Below are 14,977 nucleotides of genomic sequence, written 5' to 3' on the forward strand. Positions count from 1 at the left end.
CCGTTTTTTAGCCAGTCGGCCGTTGAGCTGGCCGCCGAATACGATAGACACTATTCAAAGCAGCGAACACGCTTACCTGACGAGTGGGTCGATCTTTCTTCCGCCCCGTTAAGTTTGCGAACTTTGTGTCACAATAAAACCAACGATTGTCTCTAGGCTTTCTACTCAAGAAGGTCCCCCGGCCGCCGATCTTAGATAAGTGGGCATATCAAGTTCTCGTCGCAGCCTTCCGATTGCCCTCCACAGATATGGTCAAAACGAAAGTGCTCAATCGAATCCGCATACGTGTTCTGGTCATGGGTTTGATACTTTCCGGGATCGTCATTGCTGCCCAGCACGATGAGCTATCTGACGGCATCGAACGAACCGATTCGATGGGATGTTGCCTGCGCGCAGAACACACCGTATCGCCGACCCCGCAAGCCCCCGCTGACTTCCGATGGGGTTTGGTCGCCTATCATGTCGCGTTTCCCAGCTACGACTTGCGTCCCGAAGATTTCGCCCTGATTGCCGCCAACGGCATTGGATGGCTCAGCGTGGATTTCGCCTGGGCAAAAATCGAGCCGATTCAAAACGGCGGTTATGACTTCTCATATTTCGACATGATCGTGGCGGAAGCCGAACGACATGGCATCGAGGTCATGGCGAAGCTTGGCTCCGGCTACAACGGCAATCGCCCCATAGCCCCGGCCTGGACCCGCACCCTGGAACCCGGGGCGTACATCAGTGAACTAAAGGATTACACCGAAGCCACCGTGAGCCGTTACCGGGATCACATCAAATCATGGTCGCTGGAGAACGAACTCAACATCCCCAACGTCCATACCGTGATCGGCTGGCGAAACGGTATTTGGTTACCAAGTCATATCGATCAAATCATGGTGACGCTGTCGGAAACCGTGCGGGCGCTCGACCCGACAGCAGAAATCGTGATCAGCGTAACGCCGTTGACGAACTACGAACGATCCATTGAGCGGATGTCGCAACTCATCGATTATGACACGGTCGGCGTCCACACTTATCCGGCTGGCTTCATCCCCGAACCCGGTTTGGCTAAGAACGTCATCGGTCAAATCGAGCGCGCTCAACAAGCCAGCGGCGGCCGCGAGGTCATTATTCTCGAAACGGGTTTTCATACCGAGGGCGGCGACTGGAACGTTCACGCGCAAGCCGAATACATCGAAGCGATGACCCGCGCCACGATTCGCGCCGGTGCTAAAGGAATCTTCTTCTACCAACTGCTGGACAGTCCAGAGGAAACTGGTCGGGAGCGATTCTTCGGCTTACTCACGGCCGAGCGAGAACCCAAGCCCGGTTGGTATCGCTACGGATCGGTCATTGAAAACCATCGCGCGCGAGAGGCGCTAACCTGGAATTAACACGCCCAGACCAGCCTAGTCTAGCAATCCGGTATCGGAAACTATCGTGTTTCCCGGTACACGCCGGCCCCTAGGTAGAGCGCAACACCGCCGAGTAGTGCGACTAGGGATAGGAGATGTCCTTCCGCGGTGACGAGTCGATGCCCCATGACACTCAAGTCAATCCCCACACCAAAGCGAACTGCCATTTCAAGCACCGAAACGGGAAGCCATCTAGACAAGGCAAAGAAAATCCAATCGCCTATCAAATAAAACAAAGGTAAAACCCCAAACCACAGCAGGCAAGCTATCGCCCGAGTGAATCGACTGCGATGGGGGCCGACTGGCGGGGGCGACCAAATCGCCACCAAAACTGCTACAACCACCGCCGGGGTGAGAAAAGATGTGACCAACCCGAGTGCCGGGCCGGAAATCGTGGCGCCGAAAAAAACCACATCGATTCGCAGGCGGCTCAATCCGATCAACGATGGAAAACGATGAGCCAACAAGAACAAGTCGCCAGCCAACGCCGCCGCAAATACCAACGGTGTCAGGAACACCATTACCCAAGCGCGCAAATCATGATCCCCCAATAATTGCATGGCATGGTGGCAGAGCGACTCCAGTATGCCACGGCTTCTCACCCAAATTCCCAGAACCTTGCCCACAACCAAGAACCGTCGTTTCCCCGGTGAGCGACTTTGGACTACACTTCTGGCGCTCGGTTATATCTTCAAATTCTTAATTAACCAGAAGGAGACGGGAAATGACTGCTTCGGCTACCGCCATACTCGGATACGCGGGCTGGATGCTGCTCTTACTGGTTCTTGTCGTTGTTATGAGAACCGTCATCTCTCAGCGCACCGAAAAACAAGTTAACGAATTTTCACCTGGTGGCGAAGACGTACCGGGGTTCGGGCATCGTGTCACCCGCGCCCACTTAAACTGTGTGGAGAACATTGGGCCCTTCATTGCGATCATCGTCGCAGCTTACCTCAGCGATCAACTGGCGGTCACCGACCAACTGGCCATGTGGGTACTGTATGCACGAATTGCTCAATCGGTCGTTCACTTGATATCGACGGCACTACCGATGGTGATGATTCGCGGCACTTTGCTTCTCGTTCAGATCGCGCTTCAAGGATGGATGATCTTCCAACTGGCTTTCTGACGCCCCACCTGACAACGCACTGGTACCAAAAAACGATCAAGCAAAATAAGAAAGGCCCCTGGGCAAGGGGCCTAACTGAATCTGCAAGCTGGGAATCACGCCTATCAACAGGGGGTCATCCGACAGAGCTTTATTGCATTATGGGTGCTCGTGCTTTGCTTCGTGAACGGAGTATGCTGTCTCATTACGATGTCTTCACAACTTAAGTAGATGCACAATGCGTACCAAAGTTCAATTTCAGCACAGAATTCAGCTATGAGGTTGATTTTAAAAACCCTCGTCTATGAACATTCGATTCCGACAACTTTCATCGAGCCAAACTGACCACCCGTTGCGTCAACTCGGTGACGCTGAGCGTCAACAAGTGACGGCATCGGCTTGGCGCTCCTCGCGACTCACAATCCGATATAGGCCCTTATTCCGGACAAACCATTTTTCCGCCTCCACGGCAACGAAAATGACCAATGGCAAAGTGAAACACACCGCCAGTTCCGTGAGCGTTAACGGTGCCGTATGGAAAATTTCGTTCAAGGCCGGAATATAAATCACGGATAGCTGCAAGCCCACCGTGAGCAACACGGCACCCAGCAGGGACGGATTTGAGAATAATCCCAAAGTGATTAACGAATCTCGCTCCGAACGGATCACCAAAACGTGTACCAATTGGGAAAACGTCAAGACAGTGAACACCACCGTTTGCCATTGCGGCGACCCACTGTGATATGCCCAGGCCTGAGAACCGATCGATAGAACACCAATAAGCAAGCCGACCCAGATGATGTGCTGCCAAATGCCATAGGCGAAGACAGTTTCGTTAGGTGATCTCGGCGGCCGCCTCATAATTCCCCGCTCCTGCGGCTCCGCAGCCAGCGCCAATCCGGGCAAACCGTCGGTTACCAGGTTGATCCATAAAATCTGAATCGGTAACAAGGGAATCGGTAAGCCCAAAAACGGTGCCAGGAACAGCGTCCAAATTTCACCGGAGTTGCTGGTCATCGTGTATTTGATGAATTTTCGGATGTTGTCAAATATCCGACGACCCTCCCGAACGGCCGTCACGATGGTTGTAAAGTTGTCGTCGAGCAACACCATCTCGGCCGCTTCACGCGCCACATCCGTACCTTTCTGGCCCATGGCTACACCGATTGCCGCGCGCTTGAGCGCGGGGGCGTCATTGACCCCGTCACCGGTCATAGCGACATACTCGCCTTGCGACTCCAACGCATCGACGATGGCGATTTTTTGCTCCGGCGACATGCGCGCGTACACTTGAACGTGCGTCACCCGTTGGGTGAATTCTTCAGGCGTCAACTTGGCCAGCTCCGCGCCCGTCATGACCTCGCCGTCGTGATCCATAATCCCCAAACGATGCGCGATCGCCCGAGCCGTCCCCGGATGATCCCCGGTGATCATGACCGGTGTGATACCCGCCGTCAGGCAATCCTGAACGGCCTGCGCCACACCTTCGCGTGGCGGATCAATCAAGCCGACCAGCCCCAGAAAACTCAACTGGCCTTCCACAGATTCGGAGATCAACTCGCTCGGCTGATCATTGAACAAACGCTGCGCGTACGCCAACACCCGATATCCTTGGTCGGCCATCGACTCGGCCTGGGCGAGGATACCTTCAGCGTCCAGTGGTTGCGGCCCGGAATCCGCCAGGCGATCGCGACAACGTCCAACGATCTGTTCCGGGGCCCCTTTAGTGTAGGCCACAAAGTGATCGTCAACGCGATGGATCGTGGTCATCATTTGCCGATCAGAATCGAAGGCCAAAACGGCAACCTGGGGGAACATTTCCAACAACGCCGCCTTGTCATAGTGGGCGAGTTTGGCGGCTTCGAATAGCGCAACCTCGGTAGGATCACCGACGATCTCACCGGACTGCCCGGCCTCGATTTCGCTGTTAAGCGCCATCGCTCGGCCGAAATGCGTCCACCGGCCAACGTCAGCGACCGATTCCGGCAACTCACCGCGTTGCTCACCTTCCGACCAGAGCATCTCGGTGCGCATGCGATTCTCGGTGAGGGTGCCGGTCTTGTCCGCACAAATGTAGGTCACAGAGCCGAGTGTCTCGACCGCCGGCAAGCGACGAACCAGCGCCTGACGGCGAACCATTTTGGCCGCACCGAATGCCAGCGCGACAGTGACCACCGCAGGCAGCGCTTCCGGAATGGCGGCCACCGCAAGACTGACCGCCGTTAAAAACATGAGCGTCGCCGACTCCCCCCGTAAAACTCCGGTGACGAAAATCACCACGCAAATACCCAGCACGGCAATGGCCAGCCGGCGTCCGAATACCGCGAGACGCTGTTGCAACGGCGTGCGTCCGCCAGCAGCCCCGCCCAACAACGTGGCCACCCGCCCCAGTTCGGTCTGCATCGCCGTGGCAACGACCAAACCCCGAGCCCGACCGCGGGTCACGACGGTGCCCTTGTAGGTCATATTGCGTCGATCGCCGACGGGTAAGTCCGCTGTCGACAGTGTCTCTACTCGCTTTCCGACAGTCTGGGATTCGCCAGTCAGGGCCGATTCATCAACTTCCAGATCTCCCGACTCGAAAAGACGAATATCCGCAGGCACCACATCGCCCGCAACCATCTCGACGATATCTCCGGGTACCAGACCAACGGCTGGCAGCGTTTGCCATGAACCATCCCGCATGACCCTCGCTTCCGGCGCCGCGAGCCGCTTGAGCGCCGCCACGGCCCGCTCGGCACGATATTCCTGCGCGGCACCGATGATGGCGTTCAGTAACACAATGACGACGATCGCAATGGTGTCTTCCGGTTCACCCACCAGACCGGAGACGACGGCTGCGGCGATCAGCACCATAATCATGAAGTCGGCAAACTGACTGAGAAGTATCCGGACGGGCCCGCGGCCGCCGGTCTCTCGAATTTCATTGCTGCCGAATTCTTGCAGACGTTCTTCGACCCTCGCGCTCGGCAATCCGGTGGCCGGATCAACCTGCCAATGTTGCTGAACCGCTTCCACACCGCGGGTATGCCAAGGATGATTTTTCGTCGTTTTCTCGCTCACCATTACTTAGCTCTCCGTCCGGGTAACTGAGAAAGGGCGTTGCCAGCCTCAGGAAGTAAACCAGTAGACCAAAAGCGCGGTAAAAATCGCTACCGTCACTGTCTGTAGTCCACTCCATAACCAGAACCGACCGCTCACCCTTCCGAGGTACACACCGAGCAAGAACAAACAGCAAAACGCCAACCCAATAGCGGCAGGGATGGCAGCGTTTCCGGACAACAGCCCCACGCGCGCCAATGCCAACGGGGAAATAATTACGACGGCCAGCGAAAAAGGCGCTAAACCGTTGATCAAAGAAATTAGAACGGGGACCACTCGGGCGGCATCGCCGTGTGGAGTACCGGAAAGATCCATCGCCATGGCACGCTCGAGCTCCATCAACGCCCGCCGCCGCTCCGATGTTTCGGCGATATAGGCGCTAGTCAGCCCACTCATGCCCAAAGCGATCGCGGCGCCGAGACACGCGCTGAGAACAACGCCCACCGGCGTTTCGTCTGCGGCATAAAATCCCATAAGCACGCCCAACGTGGTCAAAGCACCGTCAAATCCATTCACCACGAAATAGCGGCGTGCGATACCTTGCGCGCGGGCCAACCGCAGCCAGTAGCGAAATCGAGCGGGAACCAAGCTCATCTCATACCGATTGGGAAGTGGCTAGCCTTCCCGACCGTCAACCTCCACTTCGTCGACACTGTGCAACGAACCGCCGAGTTGGGCGATCGACTCGAACAGGCGACCCACGGGAATATCCCGGCCCTCCACAGTGACCAGTAGCGTCTCGGTTTTCTCATCCATCTCAACCATGTTGAGTCGAATCAGCACGCCGGGAACGTGCTCGGAAAGTTCGGCCGCGAACTCTACTAACGTGGGATGATGGGGTTTTAAAATATCCAATACAACACGAGTGATGGCAGGCATTACGAGATGTTCCTCATCCAATCATCCTGACCCCATTATGAAAGAAGAAATTGGATATCCCGTGACGGAAGTCAATGACCTGATACCCAGGGAGCGATGGGCGCAAGAGTTCGACCGGCGGGTCGGCGTTCCCTCGTCGCCTCCTGTCGCAAAACAGGATTCGATAGCAGGAAAGGAGGAAATACGGGCGCAGAAGTACCCGAACGGCGCACCCGCGAACGCTGCATGACCATGCGATGGCGCACGAGAAGTGTTACGCGCATTCCGCGAGTACCAAGCACGAACCCGCCGTCATTAGAACGACGGTGGTAACGGACGGGTTGGGAGCGGCCGCGCATCACGCGACCGCTCTCGTCCATTGTCGCGCGGTGCGGCGAGTACCTCCGCTAGGCGAGTTTGCGCAGGCTGCTATTGTCGTTCTCACCGACAAACTCAAGAATCTCAGCTGCTGCCCGGCGATAGCCACCCGCGGCTCTTAGACTCTCACCGAACGCTTCGGCATTTTTCGCGTATTGCGGTTCTTGCAGCAGCCCATCGACGGATTGCCGCAGCGATTTGACGCTCACTTTGTGACGGGGAAGAACAACGCCGGCACCATTTTTACGGACCCGGCGCGCATTGAATTCCTGCTCCACTTGCTGGGGCACCATCACCATGGGAACATTGAAATACAAGCTTTCGTTGATGCTATTCATACCCGCATGGGTCACGAACGCATCGGCACGCTTGAGCACCTCCAGCTGCGGGACGCGATTACGTACCGTAAAGTTGGAGGGAATCTCCCCCAAATCGTCCACGTCGGTGTTTCGGCCCACAGACATCACAACGTGATATGGCGCGCCCTCGAATGCCTTGAGACATTGTCGATAAAAATCGGCGCGCATATTGTGAACAGTACCCAGCGATATATAAACCAGCCGCTCCCCCACCGTGTTCGGCAAATTCAGGTCGACATTATCCCGACCTTCGGGAATGGATGCGCCGACCAGTTTGTAGTTTGGCTTGAGACGGTTGCTGAATGGCTGATACTTCGGTGAGAGGAAAACGATATTGAGATCACCCTCGTTGGCGAAAATATCGAAGGCATGATGGACAATGTTCCGGTAGGGAAGCCCCACACTGGCCAACATATCCATCAAACGCCGACGAGCTTCCACCACCTTCGGAACCGCCAGCACCAGCTCTTTCGCCACATGGGCACCCAACGGCAAGTCCGCGATCAGCAGCAAGGGGGTGCTAACCACGGTGGTAATAATGCATATACCCGGCACACCCAATCGTTGCGCCAGATATTTGCCGTAAAGGCAACACGAATCGTAGATGATGTAATCCGGCTTATCGTCATCCAGCTGTTTCGCCAATCCAACAACGGAGGCCTCAGCCAGCTCTAACAGGGTAAACGCCGCACCAATGAGTTCGGCCGCCGCCTGCGCATTGTGATGATAATCAAAGTACGGTTGATAGTTGCGGAAAACGGCGCCTCGCGATTCAATCGCGGATCGACTGTCCTCACCGGCGTAGTAAATCACCTGTTCGCCGCGCTTGACCAATTCGGACACCAACCCCAAGCTCGGATTGATATGGCCCACTGCCCCGGGGAGATTAAAAAATACCGCTTTACCCATGACTGTACCCTTGCGTTATAGAATTGCTTTCGCCAAAAGGCGACCGCTCTCCCCCTTGCACCCCCATCAGTTGTGATGGCATCGCCAACGGACCCACGGCCCACTGCTGACTCCTCGATCAATGGAGCCAGACGAGACGATGTACGGTATGTTGAATGTCGGCTTCGTAAAACTCGACTTTATAGTGGCTGTCAAATGTGACCATTTTTCAAGCATGGGGCGCTTACTGAAGCGCCCGTCGCCGCACGGTGAATTTCCTACGCCGACGCTTCAATCCTTTTCTCGAATCTTATCGGCGCAACCCGGCTGTTTTTATCAAACCCTTGACAGTATATATCAGCCCGCATTTTCAAGGCGCACGTCTACTTGACCGATATTAAGATATGAGGGTTCCGCGAGAACGGACGTGGATTTCACGCGTGCAGTTACCACCGACCCAATGTGAGGCGATTAGAGCTCGCTGCGGCATAATCGACATTGAATGCGAGCGGTTTTGAGAAGGAGGGACGAGATGCCTTCGAACTTCGATTTCGCGAATACCACACTGAAACCACTCACGCCGAGAGATATTGGTTTTCTCATGGCCCACTTTCCGCGATCACGTACAGACGCTTCGGAAACGGCGGTGATTGCAGATCAGTTCCCCAATACGCTGGAAACACTTCTCGAGAGTAACTTCGTGGCCCACGCCATACTGGATGAACAGTCGGCGTTACTCAACGTTTCCCCGTTTTTGTTTTTCAACGTGCTACTTCGGCAAACCCTCACGGATCATCGCGACAAAGAGCGGCGCAAGATCGTGAATTATCTAGCCCAGACCCTCACCGTATTCATCGACACCGAACGAATGCTCAGCCCGTCAGCGATTGCACCTCGACAGCAATACATCACCCAGATGATCCAAACAGCCCAGCAGTCGTCCCCCCACGAGCGATTCCGAATTCATGTCCATATCGGTAACTACGCCTTGTTTCTGACCAGTGTGTTTCCCGATTGGATCGCCCATACCCATCGTTTTCACAAACGGGTCATTGATCGCCGATTCTATATCGACTTTGGTCGCGCCTATTACGCCGAAGCCGCGAACCATTCGCTGGCCCGAATCTACGGCTTGGAGAAGGTACTTCAGCAACTGGCGAGGCTGTTCGATCACTACATGCGTGAGCTCAACCGTCTCTCGGAAAACTACTTCCACACGCATTAGGGAGTAGCAATCTGACGAATCATTATGAGCGTCAGAAGTAGAAACTTAAAAGCGGACAAAAAAAGACCCCTGTTTATCAGGGGTCAACTCCTTGTATCGGCGCCTCCCCAAAGACGCCGGTTTTTATTATACGGAATGTCAGAAGGCCTTTGTTGTTATGGTGAGACCCATGCCACGGTACGTTTTGGCTAGCGACTCGGTGATGTCTCGGGAATGGTATTGCAGATCGCGTGCCAGTTTTTCGACACCCAATGACGCGCATATCTTGTATAATAAAAACAGTAATATAGGATTATTCGCGAGTCGACTCGAAGATACAGAAAGGCAATCAGAACGATTGTGTTGATACCGGACGGCAATAAGTGACGCGGCTCGTCAGCCTTTCGTCTGCGCGCTGACCTCAATCGGACACCGAACGATGGTCAATGCACGTACTCAGAGCTGACAGGCACGCTCCGCGACCCAGTCAACCGCTGCGGAGATATCGTCAAGCAATACTGCCCCATCGACCAACTGACTCGCGTCGGCTGGCCGGAACTTTCCGGTTCGAACAAGTATCGCCTGCAAACCAGCGCCCAACGCCCCCAAAACGTCGCTCTCCAAATCATCCCCCACCATCACGACCTCTCCCGGCTCGCATCCGATGGCGGCGCAGGCGGAATGAAAAAGCGTTGCCGAGGGCTTACCAAAGACCTCGGCCTGAGTCCCAGTGGCAAATTCAAGTGCCGCGACAAAAGGTCCGACATCCAGACTCAGACCCGCCGCTTCTCGGAAGTAACGGTTTGTTCCAACGGCCAACAGGGGCGCTCCGTCCATCAGCAAACGAAACGCACGGTTCATCCGCTCGTAGGTAAAATATTCTCCGGCATCGCCGACCACCACAGCATTGGGCGGTTCTTGCCGTAAGCCCGTAAACTCCGACTCAAGATCCGGGTGAATCAATAAAAAGGGCCGGAGACTTCGCTTCTCGATCTCCGCCCTCACTGCGATCGGGGCCGTGATAATGTCCGCGCCGTCGATCTCGAATCCCATCGCCCGAAGGCGCTCGGCGATCCGCGCACGCGGGCTCCGGCTGGTGTTGGTGATGTATCGGACCGGAATACCCAGCCCTTGAAGCTTAGCCAAGGCGGTCGCCGCCGAAGGAATAGGCGAATCGCCGACGTACAATACGCCGCTTAGATCCAGTAGGCATCCTCGTATCATCACGACCACCTCCACTCGACCACGGGCTGGCAGATTCTTAAATGCCACTCCATTGTATCTCTGCCCCGACGGGATGAAAGAACGGTTGGTGAAGGAAAAAGAAAAGCCCCTTTCGGGGCTTAGCTATTTGTCTATCGTGGTGTCAAAGACCAGCGGTTTTTATGATTGCTCGACAATATTGTGCTTAGTTTATGTGCTCTCTTCTTTCTCTTACTCGGCTAAACGCTTGTTGTGCACGGGACTCTAGCCTTGTCATCACATTTGCAAACAGCGTGCCACATTCCGCATAGAGAACAACCGGAGTAAAAATTATCCAAAAATATCATCGTGTTAAAAAATAATTTAGCGGCCACTCCCACGCTGTTAGATGATCTAATTCCACATTCCCCGCGCCCAAGTCCGCCAATAAACTGACGTCGGGGGTCAATATTTGACAGCCAGAGTGTGACGCATATCGGCCAGCCGGCACCGCAAAAAAGAACCCGCCGGTTGGTTGACCGGCGGGTTCTGCCCAGGGCTACGAAATGTGCCGGGGCATGAGCGTTTATCAATACTTGAATTGGTCCTGCGGAGTCGCCTCCGCCAGATACTTGACGGCCTCGCCAATGCAGATCCGAACGGCTTTTTCCATCGGGGTATTGGCATACATCTGCAGGCCGCCACCCATTGCGGCGCCACCTACAAATCCTCCGAGTAAAGAGCCGATACTGGCATCGCGTGCCTCACCTTCCACTTTCTTCGCGGAAAGAATGTCGGTGGTCCGACTATCGATGATACGGATATCAATGGCGAGGTGGGCCCTATTCATTCCGGCACCGACAGCGCCGAGAACACCACCGCCCCAACCGCCGATGCCACCACGAGCACCACCTGCTTTGCCTTCGAATTCGGTCACTGAGGCCGCCACCAGCAAATCGGCACCACTAATCTGCCCGGTCTGCACACGCGTTTCCTGGCTGACGGCACCGCTTGATGATAACTGTTGCTCCTGCATGACCGCATCCAAATCCTGACGCTCCACCACCCGGAAGCGGTTGGATTCGACGAGAGCGGTCACCAACATATCGCGCAGACCGTCGCCAATTTCTTGATTGGCTTGGTTTGCCGCCGAGACATTGAATCGCGCCACGGCGATTCGCGCTTTCGGGCCGTTGTAGGGCGGCAAGCCTTCGACGGTTTCGACCGTTTTCGCGGTGGGTTCAGTATAACTCTCCATGGCAGCACAACCCGCTAACGCCAGCGATACCACCAACATAGTGAAGAGCGATTTGGTATTTCTAAGCCAGTTCATTTTTCCCGTCCTTAGTATAGATGCCCGTAGGAGCTATCTTAGAAGATCCAACCGGTAAGATGCGACCCAGCTGGAGATTCGCGTAAAAACACGTATAACAGATTAAACGACAACAGCCGCGCGCTCGCCACCTTCGATCAGGGGCCAGGTGCTGCTCTCGGCGCGGTTTTCTCGAGAAACTTTGCCAACAACTGTTGCCCACCTTCCTCCAACGCTTCGCGTCCTCCGGTGAGGGAGTCAATGTGCAAGGCATCGCCCGAGGCACTGAAATAACCGAGCACTTTCCGATCACTGATTCGAACCAGCTTTGCACTGATATTGGCGAAAGCGGACATCATTCGGGTACCGGCAATCTGACTCGGCGTGGCCTTGGCAACAGCCTGGCCGAACAGCACCATATCAGCGCCGTAGTTTTGGGCGACGGATACGGCCTCGTCCACCCCTAGGGATACGGTCTTGTAAGCTTTTTCGACGCGCAGCTCCTCCAATACGGAGGGATCGATCACATCAAACCCCGCCTCAGTGAGCCCTTGGGCCAAGACCCCTTCCACCACCGACAGATCGACTTCTGTTCGGGTATGACCTGTCCACCAAGCGAGGTACTCACCTTGCACATTCTGCTCAGCCATCAAGATGAGAATCTTGCCTTTGGACTGGGCCCAACTGGTGCCCGGCGCAGCCATCAGTAGACAAAGTCCGAGGACGATCCAGTTAAGCAGACGTCGTTGTTTCATGGATAGACTCCTTTGATATAGGTCCGGAGCATCGGGCTACCCGAATGCACACCGGATTATTCGCGCTCCCCGTTGCTTGCCCCGTCTCTGGAATAGGGTTGACGTAAATGCACGGGTTCAACTGGCCCGGCCGCTCGTCGGGCGCGAATGTTGATCATCTCGACGAACACGGAAAACGCCATAGCGAAATAGATATAGCCTTTAGGAACGTGAAAATCGAGCCCCTCCGCCACAAGCACGACGCCAATCATAAGCAAAAAACTCAAGGCCAACATCTTGACGGATGGGTGGCGATCCACGAACTCGCTGACCGGATTAACCGCAATGAGCATGAACACAACCGCCACGACCACGGCAATCACCATAATCTCAATCTGATCAACCATTCCGATGGCGGTAATGACCGAATCCAGGGAGAAGACGATATCCATAATCCCGATCTGTATGATCACGCCAAAAAATCCGCTGACGGCGGCATCGGCCGCACCGCCACCTTCCGCACCTTCCAACTTGTCGTGAATTTCCATGGTGCTCTTGGCCAACAGAAACAAACCGCCGGCAATCAGAATCAAATCACGCCCCGATAGCTCAACATCGAAGATCGAAAACCAGGGCGCCGTCAGCCGCATAATCCAGGCGAGGGACAACAGCAGCAGAATTCGCGAGATCATGGCAACAAACAACCCGATGCGGCGGGCTTTGGGCCGTTGTTCCGGGGGAAGACGATCCGCAAGGATCGAAATAAACACGATGTTGTCGATCCCGAGAACAATCTCGAGAGAAACGAGGGTCACCAATGCGATCCAGGCTTGTGGGTCGGCGAGCCATTCGAGCATATAAAACTCCACTGACATCAAAAACCGTCCAATGCCCGGTTTCGAGCGAACATTTCCAGCAATTGGACCGAAGTAGCCTACTCTGGCCGCTCTTCGACTTCCACCGGCCCATCACCCCCCAACGGCGGCGCGGGCTCTTCATGCTGATCGGATGAAACCTCATCGAATGTATCAGGTATGTTTTCAACCGCCACTGTTTCCACCCCCACGCGGTATGCGGCAAACCCCGGCATCACGACTTGATTGACCGCCATGCCGAGGATACGACCGGCGACGGGGCTCTCAATAACCGTGCGCATATTGGTAATCGGATCGGTAACGGTTCCCAACGTGTCGCCCAAGGAGACACGGTCACCCAACGCCACGGCTGACATGAGAATTCCGCCGCTACTGGTCCGCACCCACACCGATTCGTAGAACACCGGCTGAGGCCCGCGCCAAAATGCGTAGCTGTGAATCATTTGCCGGTTTCGAAGCAGCGATTTCAAGGCTTTAACACCCAGCGCCACTTCTTCTTGCTGTAACCGGTGGGGCTCCCCAGCCTCCAGCGTAACCGCGGGAATTCCCGCCTCGCTGGCGGCACGCCGGAGTGTGCCGTGTTCACCATCACTTTGCAGCACGGTGATCGCCCCGAAATCCTTAATGAACTCAAGCACGTCGGGATGTTTCAGATCCGCTCGCAGTTGAACTAAATTGGTCCGAAAGAAAGAGCCGGTATGCAAGTCGACGAGTAAATCGCAATGACGGATCACCTTCTGGAAGAACGAGTGGGCGATGCGTGAGCCGGCGTTGCCATTGGCATCGCCCGGAAAAAAACGATTGAGATCGCTGCGATCCGGCAAATAGCGGGAACCCCGATAAAAGCCGTGCAGATTCACAATCGGCACCCCAACGACCGTGCCCGATAGCTCCGTCGGCTGGATCTCGAAGAACACCTGTCGAACGATCTCAATCCCGTTGAGCTCATCACCGTGAATGGCGGCCGTAAGACAGAGCACTGGCCCGGGTGAAGTGCCGTGGGCGACCAACACCGGTGTCGATACCGGCATGCCGGCAAAGGATTGGCTGGCAGACCAGGCAACGCGCCGGGTGGTTCCGGGCCGAATCCGAACGCCTAAAATCTGGAATGAAGCACGCTCTTCTCTGGGCTCCAGTTGCACCACCGCCGGTTCCGTCGGTGGTGCCGGCTTCATGACCGGCAGTGGCGTCTCATCCGGCGTACCGCGTGGTTCGAGGGGCGCTGGATCTCGGGATTCATCAGTCGATACCGCGGTATCAGGCGCGGCGGGCGGCAGCTTCTCACCCTGATCGATCTCAGCCGGAAGCGCAGGTTCATCGGCTGCCTGCGCGTAGCATCCGGTGAAGAGAAGCAGCGTCATAAGTCCGACGCGCAGTGCTTGACGAAACCGAAGTGCCTTATGAGCGCGCCCCAGAGTCGCAAAAAAGATAGATTTCGATGTTCGCCTATTCAAACAGACCTCGGCCAGTCGGAACCCGGCCCACGGCGCGACATCCCATTCGAATGGTATTAATCTTGGCTGGCTGTGGCGATGCACAACCGCACGCGCTTTCTCGGCCATGATCGCCTTGTGTCG

The 14,977-nt window shown here is 55.6% G+C and carries 13 protein-coding genes; 3 read left to right on the forward strand and 10 right to left on the reverse strand.

All coding sequences use genetic code 11. The features are described 5' to 3' along the window. Nucleotides 1-296 precede the first annotated feature (296 nt). Entirely contained in the window at nt 297-1,379 is a 1,083-nt protein-coding gene (locus tag SVU69_00575) for a beta-galactosidase (protein MDY6941488.1), read from the forward strand. A gap of 41 nt (nt 1,380-1,420) precedes the next feature. Here the strand turns inward: SVU69_00575 and SVU69_00580 are convergent, their stop codons facing one another. Further along, nucleotides 1,421-2,002 carry a hypothetical protein gene (locus SVU69_00580; GenBank protein MDY6941489.1) on the reverse strand — a complete coding sequence of 194 codons (582 nt, stop codon included), beginning with the start codon at nt 2,000-2,002 and terminating at the stop codon, nt 1,421-1,423. 122 nt (nt 2,003-2,124) lie between these two features. Between SVU69_00580 and SVU69_00585 the strand changes: the two genes are divergently transcribed. Further along, a complete protein-coding gene (locus tag SVU69_00585; protein ID MDY6941490.1) occupies nt 2,125-2,529 on the forward strand; it encodes an MAPEG family protein in 405 nt (134 codons plus the stop codon). A gap of 357 nt (nt 2,530-2,886) precedes the next feature. On the opposite strand, the gene SVU69_00590 is transcribed toward SVU69_00585, so the two are convergent. The 4 genes from SVU69_00590 to SVU69_00605 all read right to left on the reverse strand — a co-directional run bounded on the left by SVU69_00590 (nt 2,887) and on the right by SVU69_00605 (nt 8,114). Beyond that, on the reverse strand, nt 2,887-5,574 hold the full coding sequence (locus tag SVU69_00590) for a cation-translocating P-type ATPase (protein MDY6941491.1): 2,688 nt from the start codon (nt 5,572-5,574) through the stop codon (nt 2,887-2,889). A gap of 45 nt (nt 5,575-5,619) precedes the next feature. Continuing rightward, entirely contained in the window at nt 5,620-6,204 is a 585-nt protein-coding gene (locus tag SVU69_00595; GenBank protein MDY6941492.1) for a hypothetical protein, read from the reverse strand. Between the two features lie 21 nt (nt 6,205-6,225). Further along, nucleotides 6,226-6,489 (reverse strand): DUF211 domain-containing protein, encoded by a 264-nt coding sequence (locus SVU69_00600; GenBank protein ID MDY6941493.1) that lies wholly within the window; start codon nt 6,487-6,489, stop codon nt 6,226-6,228. A gap of 386 nt (nt 6,490-6,875) precedes the next feature. Continuing rightward, nucleotides 6,876-8,114: a macrolide family glycosyltransferase gene (locus SVU69_00605; GenBank protein MDY6941494.1), complete on the reverse strand. Its 1,239-nt coding sequence runs from the start codon at nt 8,112-8,114 to the stop codon at nt 6,876-6,878. A gap of 511 nt (nt 8,115-8,625) precedes the next feature. Here SVU69_00605 and SVU69_00610 point away from each other — a divergent pair. Next, nucleotides 8,626-9,318, forward strand: a complete 693-nt coding sequence (locus SVU69_00610; GenBank protein ID MDY6941495.1) for a hypothetical protein — start codon at nt 8,626-8,628, stop codon at nt 9,316-9,318. Between the two features lie 435 nt (nt 9,319-9,753). Here SVU69_00610 and SVU69_00615 read toward each other — a convergent pair whose 3' ends face one another. The 5 genes from SVU69_00615 to SVU69_00635 all read right to left on the reverse strand — a co-directional run bounded on the left by SVU69_00615 (nt 9,754) and on the right by SVU69_00635 (nt 14,761). Continuing rightward, a complete protein-coding gene (locus tag SVU69_00615) occupies nt 9,754-10,521 on the reverse strand; it encodes a TIGR01458 family HAD-type hydrolase (GenBank protein MDY6941496.1) in 768 nt (255 codons plus the stop codon). Nucleotides 10,522-11,068: 547 nt separating this feature from the next. Further along, complete coding sequence (locus SVU69_00620) at nt 11,069-11,812, reverse strand: CsgG/HfaB family protein (protein MDY6941497.1); 744 nt, start codon at nt 11,810-11,812, stop codon at nt 11,069-11,071. Nucleotides 11,813-11,949: 137 nt separating this feature from the next. Then, nucleotides 11,950-12,546, reverse strand: a complete 597-nt coding sequence (locus SVU69_00625; GenBank protein MDY6941498.1) for a hypothetical protein — start codon at nt 12,544-12,546, stop codon at nt 11,950-11,952. Between the two features lie 56 nt (nt 12,547-12,602). Next, on the reverse strand, nt 12,603-13,382 hold the full coding sequence (locus SVU69_00630; GenBank protein ID MDY6941499.1) for a TerC family protein: 780 nt from the start codon (nt 13,380-13,382) through the stop codon (nt 12,603-12,605). Between the two features lie 77 nt (nt 13,383-13,459). Further along, on the reverse strand, nt 13,460-14,761 hold the full coding sequence (locus SVU69_00635; GenBank protein ID MDY6941500.1) for a succinylglutamate desuccinylase/aspartoacylase family protein: 1,302 nt from the start codon (nt 14,759-14,761) through the stop codon (nt 13,460-13,462). Nucleotides 14,762-14,977: the final 216 nt, after the last annotated feature.

The sequence above is a fragment of the Pseudomonadota bacterium genome (assembly GCA_034189865.1).
In the GTDB taxonomy this organism is placed as follows: Bacteria; Pseudomonadota; Gammaproteobacteria; order UBA5335; family UBA5335; genus JAXHTV01.

Bases quoted from the DNA above. Each gene is read 5' to 3' on its own strand.
- SVU69_00630 (MDY6941499.1), bottom strand. From the start codon at position 13,382: ATGCTCGAATGGCTCGCCGACCCACAAGCCTGGATCGCATTGGTGACC.
- SVU69_00575 (MDY6941488.1), top strand. From the start codon at position 297: ATGGGTTTGATACTTTCCGGGATCGTCATTGCTGCCCAGCACGATGAG.
- SVU69_00585 (MDY6941490.1), top strand. From the start codon at position 2,125: ATGACTGCTTCGGCTACCGCCATACTCGGATACGCGGGCTGGATGCTG.
- SVU69_00625 (MDY6941498.1), bottom strand. From the start codon at position 12,546: ATGAAACAACGACGTCTGCTTAACTGGATCGTCCTCGGACTTTGTCTA.
- SVU69_00610 (MDY6941495.1), top strand. From the start codon at position 8,626: ATGCCTTCGAACTTCGATTTCGCGAATACCACACTGAAACCACTCACG.
- SVU69_00595 (MDY6941492.1), bottom strand. From the start codon at position 6,204: ATGAGCTTGGTTCCCGCTCGATTTCGCTACTGGCTGCGGTTGGCCCGC.
- SVU69_00615 (MDY6941496.1), bottom strand. From the start codon at position 10,521: ATGATACGAGGATGCCTACTGGATCTAAGCGGCGTATTGTACGTCGGC.
- SVU69_00600 (MDY6941493.1), bottom strand. From the start codon at position 6,489: ATGCCTGCCATCACTCGTGTTGTATTGGATATTTTAAAACCCCATCAT.
- SVU69_00620 (MDY6941497.1), bottom strand. From the start codon at position 11,812: ATGAACTGGCTTAGAAATACCAAATCGCTCTTCACTATGTTGGTGGTA.
- SVU69_00605 (MDY6941494.1), bottom strand. From the start codon at position 8,114: ATGGGTAAAGCGGTATTTTTTAATCTCCCCGGGGCAGTGGGCCATATC.
- SVU69_00590 (MDY6941491.1), bottom strand. From the start codon at position 5,574: ATGGTGAGCGAGAAAACGACGAAAAATCATCCTTGGCATACCCGCGGT.
- SVU69_00635 (MDY6941500.1), bottom strand. From the start codon at position 14,761: ATGACGCTGCTTCTCTTCACCGGATGCTACGCGCAGGCAGCCGATGAA.